This is a genomic window from Catenulispora subtropica (assembly GCF_039531675.1).
In the GTDB taxonomy this organism is placed as follows: Bacteria; Actinomycetota; Actinomycetes; order Streptomycetales; family Catenulisporaceae; genus Catenulispora; species Catenulispora subtropica.
Genome location: NZ_BAAAQM010000015.1, coordinates 61,046 through 78,850 on the forward strand (window position 1 = coordinate 61,046; position 17,805 = coordinate 78,850).

At 72.4% G+C, this 17,805-nt stretch carries 16 protein-coding genes; 11 read left to right on the plus strand and 5 right to left on the minus strand.

The annotated features are described in order from the left end of the window. Positions 1 to 19: 19 nt before the first annotated feature. The 3 genes from ABD466_RS15140 to ABD466_RS15150 all read right to left on the minus strand — a co-directional run bounded on the left by ABD466_RS15140 (position 20) and on the right by ABD466_RS15150 (position 3,289). Positions 20 to 571, minus strand: coding sequence for a TOPRIM nucleotidyl transferase/hydrolase domain-containing protein (locus tag ABD466_RS15140; RefSeq protein WP_344657670.1), 552 nt, complete (start codon positions 569 to 571; stop codon positions 20 to 22). A 313-nt stretch (positions 572 to 884) separates the two neighbouring features. Then, complete coding sequence (locus tag ABD466_RS15145) at positions 885 to 1,793, minus strand: SDR family NAD(P)-dependent oxidoreductase (RefSeq protein WP_344657671.1); 909 nt, start codon at positions 1,791 to 1,793, stop codon at positions 885 to 887. Then, a complete protein-coding gene (locus tag ABD466_RS15150; RefSeq protein ID WP_344657672.1) occupies positions 1,790 to 3,289 on the minus strand; it encodes a flavin-containing monooxygenase in 1,500 nt (499 codons plus the stop codon). Before ABD466_RS15150 ends, ABD466_RS15145 begins: the two co-directional genes overlap by 4 nt. A 334-nt stretch (positions 3,290 to 3,623) precedes the next feature. Between ABD466_RS15150 and ABD466_RS15155 the strand changes: the two genes are divergently transcribed. Together ABD466_RS15155 and ABD466_RS15160 are read left to right on the plus strand one after the other, a co-directional pair. Further along, on the plus strand, positions 3,624 to 4,073 hold the full coding sequence (locus tag ABD466_RS15155) for an effector-associated constant component EACC1 (RefSeq protein ID WP_344657673.1): 450 nt from the start codon (positions 3,624 to 3,626) through the stop codon (positions 4,071 to 4,073). After that, the gene (locus ABD466_RS15160) at positions 4,063 to 6,036 is read left to right on the plus strand and encodes a caspase family protein (protein WP_344657674.1); all 1,974 of its coding nucleotides are present in this window, start codon (positions 4,063 to 4,065) and stop codon (positions 6,034 to 6,036) included. Before ABD466_RS15155 ends, ABD466_RS15160 begins: the two co-directional genes overlap by 11 nt. 42 nt (positions 6,037 to 6,078) lie before the next feature. Here ABD466_RS15160 and ABD466_RS15165 read toward each other — a convergent pair whose 3' ends face one another. Beyond that, a complete protein-coding gene (locus ABD466_RS15165) occupies positions 6,079 to 7,359 on the minus strand; it encodes an NADH-quinone oxidoreductase subunit D (protein WP_344657675.1) in 1,281 nt (426 codons plus the stop codon). Positions 7,360 to 7,489: 130 nt separating this feature from the next. Here ABD466_RS15165 and ABD466_RS15170 point away from each other — a divergent pair, with 130 nt between their 5' ends. From ABD466_RS15170 to ABD466_RS15210, 9 genes are all read left to right on the plus strand, one after another. Next, positions 7,490 to 8,335 (plus strand): IclR family transcriptional regulator, encoded by an 846-nt coding sequence (locus ABD466_RS15170; RefSeq protein ID WP_344657676.1) that lies wholly within the window; start codon positions 7,490 to 7,492, stop codon positions 8,333 to 8,335. A gap of 150 nt (positions 8,336 to 8,485) precedes the next feature. After that, positions 8,486 to 9,946 (plus strand): aldehyde dehydrogenase family protein, encoded by a 1,461-nt coding sequence (locus ABD466_RS15175; protein WP_344657677.1) that lies wholly within the window; start codon positions 8,486 to 8,488, stop codon positions 9,944 to 9,946. Between the two features lie 73 nt (positions 9,947 to 10,019). Then, complete coding sequence (locus tag ABD466_RS15180) at positions 10,020 to 10,778, plus strand: CoA transferase subunit A (protein ID WP_344657678.1); 759 nt, start codon at positions 10,020 to 10,022, stop codon at positions 10,776 to 10,778. Next, a complete protein-coding gene (locus tag ABD466_RS15185; protein ID WP_344657679.1) occupies positions 10,778 to 11,437 on the plus strand; it encodes a CoA transferase subunit B in 660 nt (219 codons plus the stop codon). Before ABD466_RS15180 ends, ABD466_RS15185 begins: the two co-directional genes overlap by 1 nt. Continuing rightward, on the plus strand, positions 11,437 to 12,204 hold the full coding sequence (gene pcaH / locus ABD466_RS15190) for a protocatechuate 3,4-dioxygenase subunit beta (protein WP_344657680.1): 768 nt from the start codon (positions 11,437 to 11,439) through the stop codon (positions 12,202 to 12,204). Before ABD466_RS15185 ends, pcaH begins: the two co-directional genes overlap by 1 nt. Then, entirely contained in the window at positions 12,201 to 12,731 is a 531-nt protein-coding gene (locus ABD466_RS15195) for a peptidase associated/transthyretin-like domain-containing protein (RefSeq protein ID WP_344657681.1), read from the plus strand. Before pcaH ends, ABD466_RS15195 begins: the two co-directional genes overlap by 4 nt. Next, a complete protein-coding gene (locus ABD466_RS15200) occupies positions 12,718 to 14,256 on the plus strand; it encodes a lyase family protein (RefSeq protein WP_425558652.1) in 1,539 nt (512 codons plus the stop codon). The genes ABD466_RS15195 and ABD466_RS15200 overlap by 14 nt, the downstream gene beginning before the upstream one ends. Next, positions 14,253 to 15,389 carry a bifunctional 3-oxoadipate enol-lactonase/4-carboxymuconolactone decarboxylase PcaDC gene (gene pcaDC, locus ABD466_RS15205; RefSeq protein ID WP_344657682.1) on the plus strand — a complete coding sequence of 379 codons (1,137 nt, stop codon included), beginning with the start codon at positions 14,253 to 14,255 and terminating at the stop codon, positions 15,387 to 15,389. The genes ABD466_RS15200 and pcaDC overlap by 4 nt, the downstream gene beginning before the upstream one ends. After that, positions 15,386 to 16,654, plus strand: coding sequence for a 4-hydroxybenzoate 3-monooxygenase (locus tag ABD466_RS15210; protein WP_344657683.1), 1,269 nt, complete (start codon positions 15,386 to 15,388; stop codon positions 16,652 to 16,654). Before pcaDC ends, ABD466_RS15210 begins: the two co-directional genes overlap by 4 nt. 4 nt (positions 16,655 to 16,658) lie before the next feature. Here the strand turns inward: ABD466_RS15210 and ABD466_RS15215 are convergent, their stop codons facing one another. Further along, on the minus strand, positions 16,659 to 17,447 hold the full coding sequence (locus tag ABD466_RS15215) for a hypothetical protein (protein WP_344657684.1): 789 nt from the start codon (positions 17,445 to 17,447) through the stop codon (positions 16,659 to 16,661). Between the last annotated feature and the right edge of the window lie 358 nt (positions 17,448 to 17,805).

Below are 17,805 nucleotides of genomic sequence, written 5' to 3' on the forward strand. Positions count from 1 at the left end.
GCCCCTGCGACGCCGTGTCTCACAACCGCGCCAGCACCATGTCCAACGGCCGGGGCACCCGATCCAGCGGCACCGCCTCGGCCAGCAACCGCGCCCACCGCTCCTTGCCCCCGGACCGCCCGCCCATCATCCGCCGCAACTGGTGCAGCAGTGTCTTGTCCCGCATCGCGGGCTGCCGCTGCAGAGTCCGGAACGAGCGCTCCTCCCCCTCAGCGGCGACGATCCGCAACACCTGCTCGGCCCCGACCGCGCGGATGAGCTCGTCCTCCAGATCAGCGCGGCAGACGTAGAACCCGAGCTCCTCCAGGTCCTCGGTCTCCGGCCCCGGCTCGAACCCGGCGCGCGCCAGCCCCAGCCGGAAGAACCGCTCCTCGGCCTCGTCGAACAGCCCGGCGAGCTTGAGGCCCTGTCCGGCGGGCCCGTACTCGCGCAGGTAGCGCGCGGCGTTGGTGGCGCCGTCCATGACGAGGATCTCGACGCCCTCGGCGGTCAGATCGCGCCCCTGACGCTTCGCCAGGGCATGCAGAGCTGCGGAATCGCTCACTCCCTCGACGAGGATGGCGGCACGCATGGTCTCGAGGATAGATCAGCGCGGGGTGCCAAGCTCGGGAGTAACGTGGGAAGGGTCAGGGTCGTCGCGGTTGCCGCCCATTCAGCTCTGGACGCCTGACCCGACCGGTTCGAAGCTCTAAGAAACACCCCGAACCGAGGAGTCGCACATGTTCCCCATGGGCCTGGTCATCCTCATCGCCTGCATCGTCGCCGTCGCGCTCGCGTTCCTGCTGCTCATCGACGCGCGCTCGGACCGCTGAGCCGTTTCCAGCTGCCGTTTCCAGCTGCCGTTTCCAGCTCCCGTCTCCAGCTACCGTCTCCAGCTCCGGTTGCTAACGCCGGCGGCCGGCACGGGTGTTGAGGCGCACGAACTGCTCCCAGTACGTCGCCGGGAACAGGCGGGCCAGCCCGTCCGGAATCCGCGCCGACATGCCGATCAGCACCCGGCCGCGCCGGTGGCGCACGCCTTCGATGATGCGCCCGGCCGCCCGGTCGGCCGGGTACGTCAGCACCTTGTTGAACGCTCGCATGGCCTTGGCGGTCTGCGCCTGGTCGGCGCGGGCCGCGACGCGGGCGTCCAGAGCGATGCGGGTCTTGATGCCGCCCGGGTGCACGCTGGTGACGCCGACCTCGCCGGCCAGCTCGTGGCGCAGTGCCTCGGTGAAGCCCCGGAGCGCGAACTTGCTGGCCGAGTACGCGGTCTGGCCGGGCGGCGCGATGAGGCCGAACAGGCTGGAGGTGTTCACGATGTGGCTGCCGGCCGACTCGCGCAGGCGCGGCAGCAGCGCGCGGGTGAGCGCGACCGGCGCGGCGAAGTTGACGGCGAGGACCCAGTCGAACTCCTCCGCCGAGGTCTCCTCGAACGTCCCGGCCAGCGCCACCCCGGCGTTGTTGATCAGCAGGTTGAGGACCGGCTCGGCGGCCAGGACGTCGGCCGCGAGCCGGGTCACGGCGCCGGCGTCGGCCAGATCCGCGACGAAGGTCCGCACCCGGGTCTCGGGACGCCGTCGCGCCACGGTCCCGGCCACGGCGGCGAGCCGGTCCGGGTCGCGGTCGACGAGGACAAGGTGGCTGCCGCGCAGTGCGAGGCCGTAGGCGAGCTGCTCACCCATACCGCCGGCCGCGCCCGTGACGACTGCCACCGCGCCGTTGAAGCGGAACGGCGCGAGTTTCGGCGCCGGGCCGGGCACGAGGTCCTTCGGGGAGCCGGTCGCCGACTCCGCCACCCGCTCCTCCGTCACGACCGCGCTCCCGCCTTCGCATCCACGTTCGCCTTCGCCGCCTCCCGCTTCGCGGGGTGCAACGTCTTGTCGAGGTCGGTCCGCATGGTGGTCGCGGCGTCCAGGATGTAGTTCTGCCGTACGCGCCACGGGCTGCGGTGTCCGGCGCGCGGGAACTCCTGGATGGAGCGCTGGATGTAGCCGGAGCTCAGATCGAGCAGCGGGCGTTCGCGCAGCGTGCCGTCCGGCACCGGCACCACCGCCGGGTGGCCGCGCGTCGCCATGTGGTTCAGGATCTTGCACACCAGCCGCGAGGTCAGGTCGCCGCGCAGCGTCCAGGACGCGTTCGTGTAGCCGATGCACACCGCGAAGTTCGGGATGCCGGTGACCATCGCGCCGCGCCACACGAACTGCTCGGACAGCGGCACCTCGACTCCGTCGACGCGCGGGGCGATGCCGCCGAACGCCAGCAGCCGCAGGCCGGTCGCGGTCACGATGACGTCGGCCTCCAGGACCTTCCCGGACTTCAGGCGGATCCCCTCGGGGGTGAACTCCTCGATGTGGTCGGTGACCACCTCCGCCTTCCCGCCGCGGATCGCGCGAAAGAAGTCGGCGTCCGGCGCCGCGCAGAGCCGCTGCTCCCACGGGTTGTAACTCGGGGTGAAGTGCTCACGCACCAACTGCTCGTCCTTCAGGAAACGGGTGGCGAGCTTGGTGAGCAGGCGGCGGGCGGCTTCGGGGCGGCGGCGGCAGAACTGGTAGACGCCGATCGTGAAGGCGATGTTCTTGGCGCGGATGATCCGGTGCGCGGCCCGCGCGGGCAGCACGGCGCGCAGCCGGTCGGCCACCTTGTCGCGGCCGGGGACCGGGCTGATCCACGTCGGCGAGCGTTGCAGCATGGTGACGTGCTCGGCGTCCCGGGCCAGCGCCGGCACCAGCGTGACCGCCGTGGCCCCGCTGCCGACGATGACGACCCGCTTGCCGGCGTAGTCCAGGTCCTCGGGCCAGAACTGCGGGTGGACGACCGTGCCCTGGAAGTCCCCGATGCCGGGGAAATCGGGCGTGTAGCCGCTCTCATAGTCGTAGTAGCCGGCGCACGAGTAGAGGAAGCCGCAGGTCAGCGTCCGCCGCTCGACGGTGCCGTCCTCCGCCTCCTGGTCGACCGTGACCGTCCAGCGGGCGTCCGCGCTCGACCAGTCGGCCCCGACGACCCGCGTCCGGAACCGGATCTTCCGGTCGATGCCGTACCGCGTCGCGGTGTCCCGGATGTAGTCCCGGATGGTGTCCCCGTCCGCGATGGACTTGGGCGCGCGCCACGGCCGGAACGGGTATCCGAGCGTGAACATGTCGGAGTCCGACCGCACACCCGGGTACCGGAACAGGTCCCACGTCCCGCCGATCGCGGAGCGGGCCTCCAGGATCACGTAGCTCCGCTCCGGACACTCGGTCTGCAACCGGTACCCGGCCCCGACGCCGGACAGCCCGGCGCCGACCACGACCACGTCGAAGTGCTCCATGCCGCCAGTCTGGCCGAGAATGCTTTACGCGACAAGACTTGATGTAAAGAAGATCCGGCCGCGCCGCCGCCTGCCCTCGCTACCCGAGGTGCCGCCCCCGGAGGTGGTGCTTCCGAATGAGCGCGATCGTCCGATGCCGCCGCAGTTTCCCGTGCCGCCGCCGCGACTTCTGCTTCTGGTTCACAGCCGTCCCCTTTCGCAGAGTTCGATGCCTCGAACCTAGTCACGGACAGTGCCCAGTCAAGAGCAAGGCGCTTCCCGCCGCCCCGTCGGCCAGCCATACTGGTCCGGCGACACCACACCATGTCAGCGGCCGCCCTGGGGGGAACGGACAGTGGAGCACATCTCGATCGCCGTCGCCGGTGACGACGACGCGTCCGACCTGGAGGCCCTCGCCGACTGGCTCGCCGCCGAGCCGGACCTGCGCGGTCTGATCAAGGTGGCACGGCCGGTACCCCGCCCCCACGAACTCGGCGCGGTGGTCGACGTGCTGGTGGCCGCGGTGAGCACGGGCGGCGCGGTCAGCGTGCTGGCGGGATCGCTGAAGACGTTCCTTTCGCAGCCGCGCGGAGCGAAGGTGCGGATCGTGGTGACGCGCGCGGACGGCAGCACGATCGAGCTTGACGCCGACCGGGTGAAGGTGACAGCGGTCGGGGAGCTCACCGACAAGCTGCTGGGCACCGACCGGTCCTCCGATGCGGCCTCCGCCCGGCGGTCGCTGGCGGCCGCCGACCAGTTCGCGGCCACCGACCAGCTCCCGGCCACCGACCACGATGAGTCCTGAGCTCCGTCTCATCGACCCGCGCGGCTCCCGCGCCGTCCTGATCGCCACGCCGGCCCACGCCTGCGCCGACGACCGCCTCCCGGACGTCCCGGCCGTCGCCCACAACGCCGAGGACCTGGCCGCCGTCCTCACCGATCCCGACCACGGCTGCTTCGGTACCGAGCACTGCGCGACCGCACCGCCCGACGCCACCCTCGCCGACGTCGGCGAGCTGCTGGAGCGCGCGGCCCGCGACGCGACGGACCTGCTGCTGATCTACTACGCGGGCCACGGCCTCCTCGACCGCCGAGGCCAACTCCACCTGGCCCTGGCGGCCACCCACCCGGACCGCCTGCCCTTCACCTCACTTCCCTACCAGGCCCTGCGCTCCGTCTGCCTGGACAGCGCGGCACGTCTCAAGGTCGTCATCCTCGACTCCTGCTTCTCCGGCCGCGCCATCGACCAGGTCCTCGCCATAGAGGACCAGCAGCTCCTCGCCCAACTCGACGTCGAAGGCACCTACACCCTCACCTCCGCCCCGGCCAACGGCACCGCCCTGGTCCTCCCCGGCGAACGCAACACCGTCTTCACCGGCCTCCTGCTCGCACTCCTCCGCGACGGCGACCCGGCCGCCGGCCACCTGCTCACGATGGGCGAGATCTACCGTCATCTCCGGGCCCGCGCCCATGCCGAGGGCCTGCCGATGCCCCAGCAACGCGGCACGAGCACAGCCGACCGCTTCGGACTGGTCCGCAACCGCCGACCCGCGGCCGTGCCGCTGCCCGAGGACATCGTCGACGCGCTCGACAGCCGCTCCCCGGACATCCGCATCGGCGGGGTCAACGCCCTCGGCAGCCTGCTGACGAAGAGCCCCGCCTTGGCCCAGGCCGCTCGGAACCGGCTGGCGGAGATCGCCGAAACCGACAACCCGAGGGTGGCGGCGGCCGCGCGGGCCCTGCTGCCAGCGTCCACGCCAGCGCCCACGCCAGCGCCCACACCCACACCCACACCCACACCCACACCCACACCCACACCCACACCCACACCGGAACACACCACGGCGTCCGTTCCGAAGCCCACGGTGCCATCGGCGTTTCCAGCGTCCCCGGCGACCCCGGCTTCGCCTGCGCTCGCTGCCGGCGGCGGCCCGGCCGACGTCACCCGAGTCGCCGACAAGCTCGAACAGCTCGCCGACGACGCCGTCAACAAGACAGACAAGGCCCGGTTGCTGAACGCAGCCGCCGAGCTCGCCGCCGTCGTCGACCCGCATCGCACCCAACGGCTCGTCCTCGAGGCCGAGGCGATCGCCTTGACGCACCCCGAGCCCGAGCGACTGCGCATCCTGATCGGCTCGGCCTCCGCCCTCGCCGCCGCTCGCCCCGTGGCGGCACGTCACAGGTTCACCGACCTGGCGCGCAGTGTGGCGGCTCTGCGCGATCAAGGAGCCCGAACCCGTGCCTCGATAGACCTCGCACTAGGTCTCACGGACCTGGACCCCGTATGGGGAATGGAAATAGCCGCCGACGTGGCCAACAGCTGGGACGACACCGACAAGAACGCGACCGGCTACTTGATGGACCTGGCCCTGCAGGCCATCAACGTCGGCGACCTCACTACAGCCGACCGCTACCTCTCCCGCATAGAGCGGATCAGCACTCGGGGACGACGTTCCTGGGACAAGACAGTCGCCCTAGCCCGGGCGGCGATCCTCGCGGCGGCGTTCGACGGCATCCGCGCCGACCGCATGCTCGCCGATGCTCGAGCCATGGCGGGCAGGCGCGAGCCCGCCCGGAGGGTCATCGACGCCGCCGCCGTCGCGGCGGCGGCGTGGGGAAGCCCGCTCCTGGCCGAGAAAGCCGCCGAATCCGACACCGACGACAGCCTCAAAGAGCTGATCTTGTACTACGTCGCGCAAAGCCTGATCGCGCGGCATCGGACCGCCGCTACCGCCGCCCCACGGCCCGTGAGCCCGGCCGGAGGCTGACCCCCGCCGATTCCCGGCCGCGATCCCCGCCGGATCCCGACCTCACCGGTCCGCACCCCCCAGCACCGGATCCAGCGAAGCCACCACCGCGACCACGTCCGCCAGCATCCCGCCCTCGGCCATCACCGGCACCGCTTGCAGATGGGTGAAGGACGGATCCCGCAAGTGCACCCGGTACGGCCGCGTCCCCCCGTCGCTCACCACGTGCGCCCCCAGCTCCCCGCGCGGCGACTCCACGAACGAGTACACCTGCCCTTCTGGGACCGCGAAGCCCTCGGTGACCAGCTTGAAGTGATGGATCAGGGCCTCCATGGACTGCGCCATGATGTGCTGGACCCACCCTTCGGAGTTGCCCAGGCCGTCGCCGCCCAGTGCCAGGCGGGCGGGCCAGGCGATCTTGGGGTCGTCGAGCATGACCGGGCCGGGTTCCAGCCGGGCCAGGCACTGTTCGACGATCCGCAGCGACTCGGCCATCTCGTGGAGGCGGACCAGGTACCGGCTGTACGCGTCGCAACCGTCCTCGGTCGGGACGTCGAACTCATACGTGTCATAGCCCAGATACGGCTCCGACTTCCGCAGATCGTGCGGCAGACCGGTGGCGCGGAGCACCGGGCCGGTGATGCCGAGAGCCACGCAGCCGGCGAGGTCGAGATACCCGATTCCCTTCGTGCGCCCCAGGAACACCGGGTTCGCGTTCAGCAGACGCTTGTAGTCACGAAGCGCCTTCGGGAAGTCGCGGATCAGGTCTCTGATGCCGTCGACGGTGCCCTCCGGCAGGTCCTGCGCCAGTCCGCCGGGCCGCACATACGCGTGGTTCATCCGGTTCCCGGTGATCGCCTCCAGGATGTCCAGCACCGGCTCGCGGTCGCGGAAGGCGTTGGTCATCACGGTCAGCGCACCGAGCTCCATACCACCGGTGCCGATCGCCACCAGATGCGAGGAGATGCGGTTCAGCTCCATCAGCAGGACCCTGATGACGTTCGCCCGCTCCGGCACGTCGTCCACGACCCCGAGCAGGGACTCCACCGCGCGGCAGTACACGGTCTCGTTGAACAGCGGCATCAGATAGTCGGCGCGGGTGAGGAAGGTGACGGCCTGCGTCCAGTTCCGGTACTCCAGGTTCTTCTCGATCCCGGTGTGCAGGTAGCCGATGCCGCACCGGGCCTCGGTGACCATCTCGCCCTCGATCTCCAGGATCAGCCTGAGCACCCCGTGCGTGCTGGGATGCTGCGGCCCCATGTTGAGGAGCAGCCGGTCCTCGCCCTCCGTGCCGCTCCCAGGCCGCCGCTCGGCCTCGCGCAGCAGCTCGTCCCAGTCGTACACACGGCGCTCTTCTCCCGCTTCGGACAGATGAAACGGGCAAAACCGGCAGCGAGCCGCCCGGCGTTCGAATCCGCAGGTCGGCTCGGGTACGGGCCGTGCACTGAATGGGCGATCGGCTAGCGTGAGCCGCATGACCACGCCAGCAGACCGGACGACCCTCGGGACCGAGCCGACCAGCACCGGCGGCTTCTCCCAGTCGCTGGAACGCGGCCTGGAGATCCTGTCCGCCTTCACCGAGCACCGCCCGGTCCTCGGCATCGCGGACCTGGCGCGCGCCGCCGGCCTGACCAAGAGCACCGCACACCGCTACGTCGCCACCCTGGCCAAGCTCGGCTACGTGCTCCAGGACCCGGACACCCGCAAGTACTCCCTCGGTCCCCGCGTCATCGACCTGGGCTTCGCCGCCCTGAACTCGATGGAGATCACCCGCATCGCCGCACAGCCGCTCCAGGCCCTGTCCGACGAGACCGGCTACCCGGCGAGCATGGCCGTCCTCGACGGCGCCGACGTGGTCTACGTCGACCGCCGCCGCTCCCGCCGCGCCACCGGCTTCCCGATGGACATCACCCTGCACGTCGGCTCCCGCCTGCCGGCGTACTGCACCTCGATGGGCAAGGTCCTGCTCGCCGACAAGGACCCCGAGCAGCTGGCGGCACTACTCGACCGCTCGGAATTGACCCGGCGCGGGCCCCGGACCATCACCGGACGCGACCAACTCCTGGCCGTCCTGGACCGGGTCCGGGCCAACGGCCTGGCCGTGAACGACGAGGAGCTGGCCCCGGGCCTGCGGTCGGTGGCCGCACCGGTACGCGACCGCTCCGGCGCGGTGGTGGCCGCCGTGAACCTGGCGGTGCACCTGACGACGTGGAACGCACCGGTCGAGACCGTGGTGGTGCGGCTGGAGGGCCCGCTGCGGGCGACGGCCAACGAGATCTCGGTTCGCCTGGGCTGGCGGGCTGAGCGGTCGGGGTACTAAGAGGTCGAGGTACCCAGCAGCGGCCACCAGCAAGTGTCCCGACCTTTCGAAGACCGTTCGAATATTCGGAACACTTCGTTGAATCGGCGACCACCGCCCCCTAGCGTCTGCACCACTCCGAGCGGGTCGAACGAGTGGGAGGAAGGCGACGTGTTGCTCGATGAGACGCGGTGGCGGGACAACGTCTTCCTCGGCGGGACCTGGACCTCCGGTGGCGGCGGCACCATCGAGGTCGTCGAACCGGCCACCGGTGGGGTCCTCGGCGCCGCCGGGCGGGCGTCGGCCGCCGACGTCGCGCAGGCGGCGGCATCCGCCGTCGAGGCGCAGAAGCGGTGGGCTGCCACGCCCCACACGCAGCGTGCGGCGGTGCTGCGCGAGGCCGCCCGGCTATGGAGCGAACACGCTGAGGAGATCGCGGAGTGGAACATCCGCGAGGTCGGGGCGATCCGGCCGATGGCGGAGTTCGCCCTGCACGTGGCCGAGCAGGAGTGCTATGAGGCCTCTGCTTTGCCCGGCCGCCCATACGGAGAACTCCTGCCTAGCGAAGAGCCGCGTCTTTCGCTGGCCAGACGTTTCCCGGTCGGTGTCGTGGGCGTCATCTCCCCGTTCAACGTGCCCGTCATCCTGGGCATTCGGGCCGTCGCTCCGGCGCTGGCCCTCGGAAACGCCGTGATTCTGAAGCCGGATCCGCGCACGGCTGTCACCGGCGGCGTCACCATCGCGCGTATATTCGAGGAAGCTGGACTGCCGCCGGGTGTCCTGCATGTACTACCCGGCGGCGCCGATGTCGGCGAGGCTCTGGTCGGGCATCCGGCCGTGCGGGTCGTCGCCTTCACCGGTTCCACGGCGGCCGGCCGCCGCGTCGCCGAGCTGGCCGGCCGCCACCTCAAGCGCGCGCACCTGGAGCTGGGCGGCAACTCGGCGCTGATCGTGCTGGACGACGCCGACGTGGACGCCGCGGTGAACCTGGCCGCCTTCGGCTCGTTCTTCCATCAGGGCCAGATCTGCATGACCACCGGCCGGCACGTGGTGCACGACCGCCTCTACGACGACTTCGTCGAGCGCCTGGCCGCCAAGGCCGCGGCGCTGCCGGTCGGCGATCCGGCCCGCGAGCCGGTGATGCTGGGGCCGCTGATCGACGCCGGCCAGCGGGACAAGGTGCACGGCCTGGTCACGTCCAGCACGGCCGGCGGCGCGAAGGCCGTGGCCGGCGGAAGCTACCGCGACCTGTTCTACTCGGCGACGGTGCTGGCCGACGTTCCGCCGGACGCACCCGCCTTCGCCGAAGAGGTGTTCGGCCCGGTGGCGCCGGTGGCGCGGTTCTCCACCGTCGAGGACGCGGTGCGCCTGGCCTCGGCCGGCGACTACGGGCTCTCACTCGGGATCGTGACCCGCGACGTGATGCGCGGGCTCGCGGTGGCCGACCTGGTGCCGACCGGGATCGTGCACATCAACGACCAGACCGTCGGCGACGAGGCGACCAGCCCGTTCGGCGGGGTCGGGACGTCCGGGACCGGCGGCCGGCTGGGCGGGGCGGCGGCGAACGTGGAGGCGTTCACGGAGACCCGGTGGGTGACGATGCGGGGGCAGGCGCCGACGTACCCGTTCTGATCCTCCGCCCCCCCCTCCGGCACCTCACCCCGAAATCAACCCTGACCTGCAGGAACAGCGCAGAACGAGGAACATGGACAAGGTCTTCCCGGACGCGGCGGCAGCCGTCGCGGACGTCGCCGACGGCTGCACGCTCGCCGTCGGCGGCTTCGGACTCACCGGCATCCCCGAGACGCTCATCAAGGCGGTGCACGCGCAGGGTGCGCGCGAGCTGCACGTCGTCTCCAACAACTGCGGCGACGCCCACGGCGGCGGCCTCGGCATCCTGCTGGCCGCCGGGCGCGTGCGCCGTGTCACCGGCTCCTACATCGGCGAGAACAAGGAGTTCGCGCGCCAGTACCTGGCGGGCGAACTGGAGGTCGAGCTGATCCCGCAGGGGACCTTGGCCGAACGGCTGCGCGCCGGCGGCTGCGGGATCCCCGCGTTCTACACGCCGGCCGGCGTCGGGACGCAGGTCGCCGAGGGCGGGCTGCCGTGGCGGTACTCGACGGCCGAGCCGGGTGCGGTGGCGGTGGCGTCGCCGCCGAAGGAGACGCGGGAGTTCGACGGCCGCGAACATGTGCTCGAACGATCGATCGTCGCGGACTTCGGCCTGGTCCGGGCCCTGCGCGCGGACCGGTTCGGGAACCTGGTCTTCACCAAGGCGGCGCGGAACTTCAACCCGCTGGCGGCGATGGCCGGCCGGGTGGGCGTCGCGGAGGTCGAGGAACTCGTGGACTCACTGGACCCCGACGAGGTCCACCTGCCGGGCGTGTTCGTGCACCGAGTGGTCGTCCTGACCCCCGAGCAGGCCGCGGACAAGAGGATCGAGAAGCGGACGGTGCGGCTCTGATGGCCTGGGACCGGAACGGGATGGCCGCGCGCGCCGCGCGGGAGCTGCGCGACGGCACGTACGTGAACCTGGGGATCGGGCTGCCGACGCTGATCCCGTCGTTCCTGCCGCCCGGCGTGAACGTGGTGCTGCACTCGGAGAACGGGATCCTCGGCGTGGGGCCGTACCCGGACCCCGGCGCCGTCGACGCGGACCTGATCAACGCGGGCAAGGAGACGGTGACGGTGCTGCCGGGCGCGGCGTTCTTCGACTCGGCGCTGTCCTTCGGCATGATCCGCGGCGGCAAGATCGACACCGCGGTGCTGGGCGCCATGCAGGTGTCGGAGCACGGCGACCTGGCGAACTGGGCCGTGCCGGGGAAGCTGGTGCGCGGCATGGGCGGGGCGATGGACCTGGTGCACGGCGCGCGGCGGGTGGTCGTGGTGATGGAGCACGTGGCGCGGGACGGGACGGCGAAGCTGGTCCCGGAGTGCACGATGCCGCTGACCGGGCGAGGCTGTGTGGACCGGGTGATCACGGATCTGGGGGTGCTGGACGTGGGGCCGGAAGGACTGGTGCTGGTAGAGACGGCGCCGGAAGTGACGGTCGAGGAGTTGGTGGCGCGGACCGGGGTCTCGGTGCGGGTGACGAGGGCCGGCGACATGACGAGGAGCGAGTGATGGCGGGGCCGGACCAGACGTCGGTGGACGCCGAGATCGCCGAGTGGCGGCGGCGTTATGAGAAGCACGTCGCGGACGGCGGCGCTCGGGCGCACCACCCCGACCGCGCCTATGCCGCGTACCACAGCACCGCCCTCCGGCACCCCACGCAGCCGCTCGTGGCCGTCTCGGACCCGGAGGCGCTGGAGCTGAGCGGTCCGGTGTTCGGTGTCACCGACGTCACCGACCTGGACCGCGACCTGACGCGCCAGCACGCCGGCGAGCCCCTCGGAGAGCGCATCACCGTCTCGGGCCGCGTGCTGGACCGCGACGGCCGGCCCGTCCGGGGCCAGCTGGTCGAGATCTGGCAGGCCAACGCCTCAGGTCGCTACGCCCACCAGCGCGATCAGCATCCGGCGCCGCTGGATCCGAACTTCTCCGGCGTGGGCCGCTGCCTGACCGATGATCAGGGTGCGTATTCGTTCACCACGGTGAAGCCGGGCGCGTATCCGTGGCGCAACCACGAGAACGCGTGGCGTCCGGCGCACATCCACTTCTCGCTGTTCGGTGAGGCGTTCACGCAGCGGCTGGTGACCCAGATGTACTTTCCGGGGGATCCGCTGTTCCCGTTCGACCCGATCCTGCAGTCGGTGACGGACGACGCGGCCCGGGCGCGGCTGGTGGCCGCGTACGTGCACGAGCTCTCGCAGCCGGAGTTCTCGCTGGGGTACCGGTGGGACATCGTGCTCGACGGCCCGGGCGCGACGTGGATGGAGGAAGGGCGATGAGCGTGTTTCCCACCCCGTCGCAGACGGTCGGCCCGTTCTACGGCTACGCGCTGCCGTTCCCCGGCGGCGGGGAGGTCGTCCCGGTCGACCATCCGGACGCGGTCACGCTCCACGGGGTCGTCCACGACGGCGCCGGCGCCCCGGTCCCTGACGCGCTGCTGGAGTTCTGGACCGGCGGCGGCGCCCCGGGCTCGCTGCGCCGGGATCCGACGTCGGGCCGCGTCCTGGGCCGCGACGGCGTCACGCTGACCGGCTTCGGCCGCGTCCCGACCGACGCCGACGGCTCGTACGCGGTCCGCGTGGCACGGCCCGAGCCGTACGTGTCGGTGTGCGTCTTCGCCCGTGGCCTGCTGCACCACCTCCACACCCGCGTCTACCTGGACCCGGACGCCGCGGACGCCGCGTTCGGCTCGCTGCCCGCCGCGCGCCGTGCGACGCTGGTCGCGATCCCGGAACGGGAGCGCGTGTGGCGCTTCGACGTGCACCTCCAGGGCCCCGAGGAGACGGTGTTCCTTGAGTTCCGCTGACCACGGCCTGCTGGCACCGATCTGGGCCGGCCGCCCGGTCGCCACGGTGACCGGCGACGCGGCCCTGGTCGACGCGATGATCGAGGTCGAGGTGGCCCTGGCCCGCGCCCAGGGGGTGAAGGCCGCCCCGGGCCTCCCCGACGCCGCGGCCCTCGCCGCCCGGTCCCGCGACGGCGGCAACCCGGTGATCCCCCTGCTCGCCGCCCTGGACGATCCCCTCCTCCACCGCGGCGCGACCAGCCAGGACGTGCTCGACACCGCCCTGATGCTCGCCGCCCGCCGCGCCCTGACCCTGACCGCCCTCGATCTGGACGTCGCCATCGACGCCGCCGCCCGGCTGGCCGCCGACCATCGCGACACCCCGATGGCGGCCCGCACGCTGACGCAGCAGGCGGTGCCGACGACGTTCGGGTTGAAGGCCGCCGGCTGGCGCCACCTGCTGATCACGGCTCGCCGTGCCGTCACGGCGACGGCACAGGCGCTGCCGGTGCAGCTGGGGGGCGCGGCGGGGACGTTGGCGAGCTTTGTGGCGATGGCCGAGGCCGACGCCGGCCGATCGATCCTGACCGCCGGGCAGCACGGCGACGGTGTTCGAGCCGACCGAACGCCGACCGGCGCCGAGGCGGCGTCGGAGGCGGGCTCCGACACCGCCGACCTGGATCTCGCCGCCGAGCGCGGGTCTGCCTCCACGGACCTTCCGCCAGGCGGCACTGAGCCGGCACTGGTCGCCGCCGGCACCGAACCAGCTGCACGACTCAGTCCGGCGCTGACCGACACCTTGCCCACCGGCACCGGCTTGCCCTTCGGCACCGCGGCCTCCGACAGCCTGCCGACCGGCGGCGCCGAGGCCGGGCAGCCTGATTCAGCGGCTGCCGGCCAACCCGATCAACCCGATCAACCCGATCAAGCCGACCGAACCGGCCGAACCGGCCACACCGACCCCGCCGTCGACTCGGCCCTCGACCTGGTCTCCCGCCTGGCCCGCAACCTGGGCCTCGCCACACCCCTCCTGCCGTGGCACGTCCTCCGCACCCCGATCGCCGATCTCGCCTCCTCTCTGGCGCTGGCCTCCGGCGCGCTCGGCAAGATCGCGGCCGACGTCCTGGTCCTGGCGCGCACCGAGGTCGGGGAGGTCTCCGAAGGCGCCGGGGGTGTCTCGTCGACCATGCCGCACAAGGCGAATCCGGTGCGGGCCGCGCTCATCGCCTCAGCGGCGCGCCAGGTGCCGGCGCTGGCGTCGATCCTGTTCGCGTCGGTCGCCGCCGAGGACGAGCGTCCGGCGGGAGCGTGGCACGCGGAGTGGCAGCCGCTGCGCGAGGCGCTGCGGCTGGTCGGGGGGTCCGCCGCGGCGGCCGCCGAGCTGCTCGCCGAGCTGCGTGTGCATCCCGGCCGGATGGCGGCGAACCTCGCGTTCCTCGACCTCGCCGAGGCGCGGCGGTTCGCCGGCCGGGAGGTCTCCGATCCCCGTGACTACCTCGGCGCCGCGTCCGCGCTCGTCGACCGCGCCCTGAGAGAGAACCCATGAGACTGCACCATCGGCTCGACGGGCCGGCGGCCGGGACGCCGCTACTGCTCGGGCCGTCGATCGGGACGTCCCTGCGCCTGTGGGAGCCGCAGCTCGACGCGCTCACCCGGCGTCATCGGGTCCTGCGTTTCGACCTTCCGGGCCACGGTGGCTCCCCCGCCGTCCCCGACGCCCGCACCACCCGTGAGCTGGCCGCGTACGTCCTCGCCCTCGCCGACGCGCAGGGCTGGGACGCGTTCGCCTACGCCGGCGTGTCCCTCGGCGGCGCGATCGGCGCGCGGATCGCGATCGACCACCCGGAACGCGTGACGCGTCTGGCGCTGCTGGCCTCCTCCGCCGACTTCGGCGGCAGCCGGCCCTGGCTGGACCGCGCCGAACTGGTCCGCGCCGAGGGAACCGCGCCGCTGCTCACGACGAGCCCGGCACGCTGGTTCGCGGACCCGGCCGCCACCGCCGACTCCACTCTCGGCCGTGCCCTGCTCAGCGACCTGGCCGCCGCCGATCCGGAAGGCTACGCACGGTGCTGCGAAGCCATCGCGGACCACGACGTCACCGCCGTCCTCGGCCGGATCCAGGCGCCGACGCTCGTCGTCCAAGGGCGTCAGGACCCTGCCACGCCGCCGGTCCACGGACGTGCGCTCGCCGACGGGATCCCCCACGCGCGACTGCTGGAGCTACCGGGTGCCGCGCACCTCCCAGGCGTCGATCGGCCCGCTGCCGTGACAGACGCCCTGCTCCGCCACTTCGAGGGCGACCCCCTCGCGTCAGGGTTCGAGGTCCGCCGCGCGGTTCTCGGCACCGCGCACGTCGACCGCGCCGTCGCCGCCGCCACACCGTTCACCGCCGGTTTCCAGGACCTCATCACCCGCTATGCCTGGGGCGAGATCTGGACCCGCCCGGGCCTGGACCGCCGCACGCGCTCGGCCGTCACCCTCACCGCGCTGGTCGCCGGCGGCCACGAGAAGGAACTCGCGCTCCACATCCGCGGGGCCTTGAACAACGGCCTGTCCCGTGGGGAAATCGAGGAAGTCCTGCTGCAGACCGCGGTCTACTGCGGCGTCCCGGCGGCCAACAGCGCGTTCGCCGTCGCGCAAGAAGTGTTGAACAGCATCGACGAGGAAGCATCGGCATGACAGTCCCCTCGAACACCGGCGCGACCCCCGCCCCGGCCCCGGCCTCGGCCCCGACTCCGGCCCCGGCCCCGGCATCCACCCCGGCACCGGCCCGCACCCGCGTCGGCATCATCGGCGCCGGTCCCGCCGGCCTGCTGCTGGCGCAGCTCCTGGACCGCGCGGGCGTCGACACCGTCGTCCTGGAGGCCCGCAACCGCGCCTACGTCGAGCACCGGCAGCGCGCCGGCCTGCTCGAACAGGCCACCGTCGACGTGCTGCGAGCCGCCGGCGCCGGCGCGCGCCTGGACCGCGAGGGGCTCGTGCACGACGGCGTCGAGCTGCGCTTCGACCGCCGCTCGCACCGGATCGACTTCCCGTCGCTGGCCGACGGCCGCCGGGTCACCATCTACGCCCAGACCGAGATCGTCAAGGATCTGATCGCCCTGCGCCTGGCCGCCGGACGGCCGCTGCTGTTCGAGGCGGTGGCGCAGGAGATCGCCGGCATCGACACCGACACGCCGGCGATCCACTACTTCCACGCCGACGGCGAGCACACGCTGGACTGCGACTTCGTCGTGGCCTGCGACGGCTTCCACGGCATCGGCCGCCAGAGCGTGCCGGAGCACGCGCTCACGACGTACGCGCGAGAGTACCCCTTCGCCTGGCTCGGGATCCTGGCCGACGTGCCGCCGTCCTGCGAGGAGCTGATCTACGCCCGGCACGAGCGCGGGTTCGCCCTGCACAGCATGCGCTCGGAGCATGTCAGCAGGCTGTATCTCCAGGTGGCGCCGGACGACAGGGTCGAGGACTGGCCGGATGAGCGGATCTGGGACGAGCTGGAGCTGCGGTTCGCCGTCGAGGGCGACTGGAAGCTGGAGCGCGGCCCGATCACCGAGAAGGGCATCACCCCGATGCGCAGCTTCGTCGCCGAGCCGATGCGCCACGGCCGGCTGTTCCTGGCCGGGGACGCCGCGCACATCGTGCCGCCGACCGGCGCGAAGGGCCTGAACCTGGCCGCGGCGGACGTCACACTGCTCGCGCGCGCCTTCGAGGACTGGTACGCGCGCGGCGACGACGCCGGCCTGAACGAGTACTCGGACCGGGCGCTGCGGCGGATCTGGCGGGCGCAGCACTTCTCGAACTGGATGACGACGATGCTGCACCCGGATCCGCGCGAGGACGCGTTCACCGCGGCGTTGCACCTGTCGCAGCTGGACTACGTGGCGACCTCGCCCGCCGCGGCGGCCACGCTGGCCGAGAACTACACCGGGCTGCCGCTGGCCTGAGGCCTCAACAGGCGGGGCCCAGCGTGGCCCCGCTCTTGAAGTTGTCCAGCGACTGCCACGCGGGGCTGTTCGTCCCCTCGATGCGGCCGTAGACCCAGACGTTGCCGTAGCCGTTGGTGACGTGGCACCAGATGTACATGTGCTGGCCGGTGGTGAACGTCCCGACCGCCGAGCAGGCCGCGTAGGGGCCGGAACGCATATTGAACGTGCCGGTGGCGGCGTAGCCGCTGCCGTCGTCGGCCACGACGTGGGTGATGTGCCAGCCGGTGCAGCCCATGTTCTTGGACGTGGTCGGCACGGTCGGCGTGGTCGGCGCGGTCGGCGACTTGGACGGCGAGGTGCTCGGCTTGGTCGTGGACGTCGACGGCCCGCCGGGCGCGGAGGTGGTGCCGCTCGGCCCGGTGGAAGGCGGCTGCCCGGTGCCGCCCGGCGCGCTGGTCGGGGCGTGCGAGGAGCCGGGAGCGCCGCTGGTCGGGGCGTTTCCGGCGGCCTGGCCGCCGCTTGAGGAAGACGACGAGCCGGGTACCGACGGCATGGGGCCGCCCGCGGAGACGTCCTGCCCGACGGGCCGCGACGACGCGTCCGTGGCCTGGTCGGTGTCACCACCGCCGGAGCCCATCGCGGCGCCGGAGCGGGCGGTGCCGCCGGCGTTCTTGCCGGACGACGACCCCTGCGACACCGCTATCGCCCCGATCGCCACCACGACGGCAGCCGCCGCGCTCGCACCGATGATCACGGGCCGCCGACGCCGGTGCTCCCCGGCGTCCGGCGCGGACTGCGACGGACGCGGCACCTCGACCGGCTCATCCTGCGGCGGGGCCTCGAACCCGGCGGCCGAGCGCCGGAGGTCCGGGGCGGGAGGCGCGGTGGGCGGCGGGCCGGCGGGAACCGCGGGCGGTGGACCCGCGGGCGCGAAGGCGGGGCCTTGCGGCGCGGTCGGCGGCGGACCGGCGGGCGCGAAGCCAGAACCTTGCGGAGCAGCCGGCGGCGGACCGGCGGGTGCGGCGCCGAAATCTTGCGAAGCGGCCTGCAACGGACCGGCGGGCCCGAAGCCAGGACCTTGCGGCGCGGTCGGCGGCGGACCGGCGGACCCGAAGCCAGAACCTTGCGGAGCAGCCGGCGGCGGACCGGCGGGTGCGGCGCCGAAATCG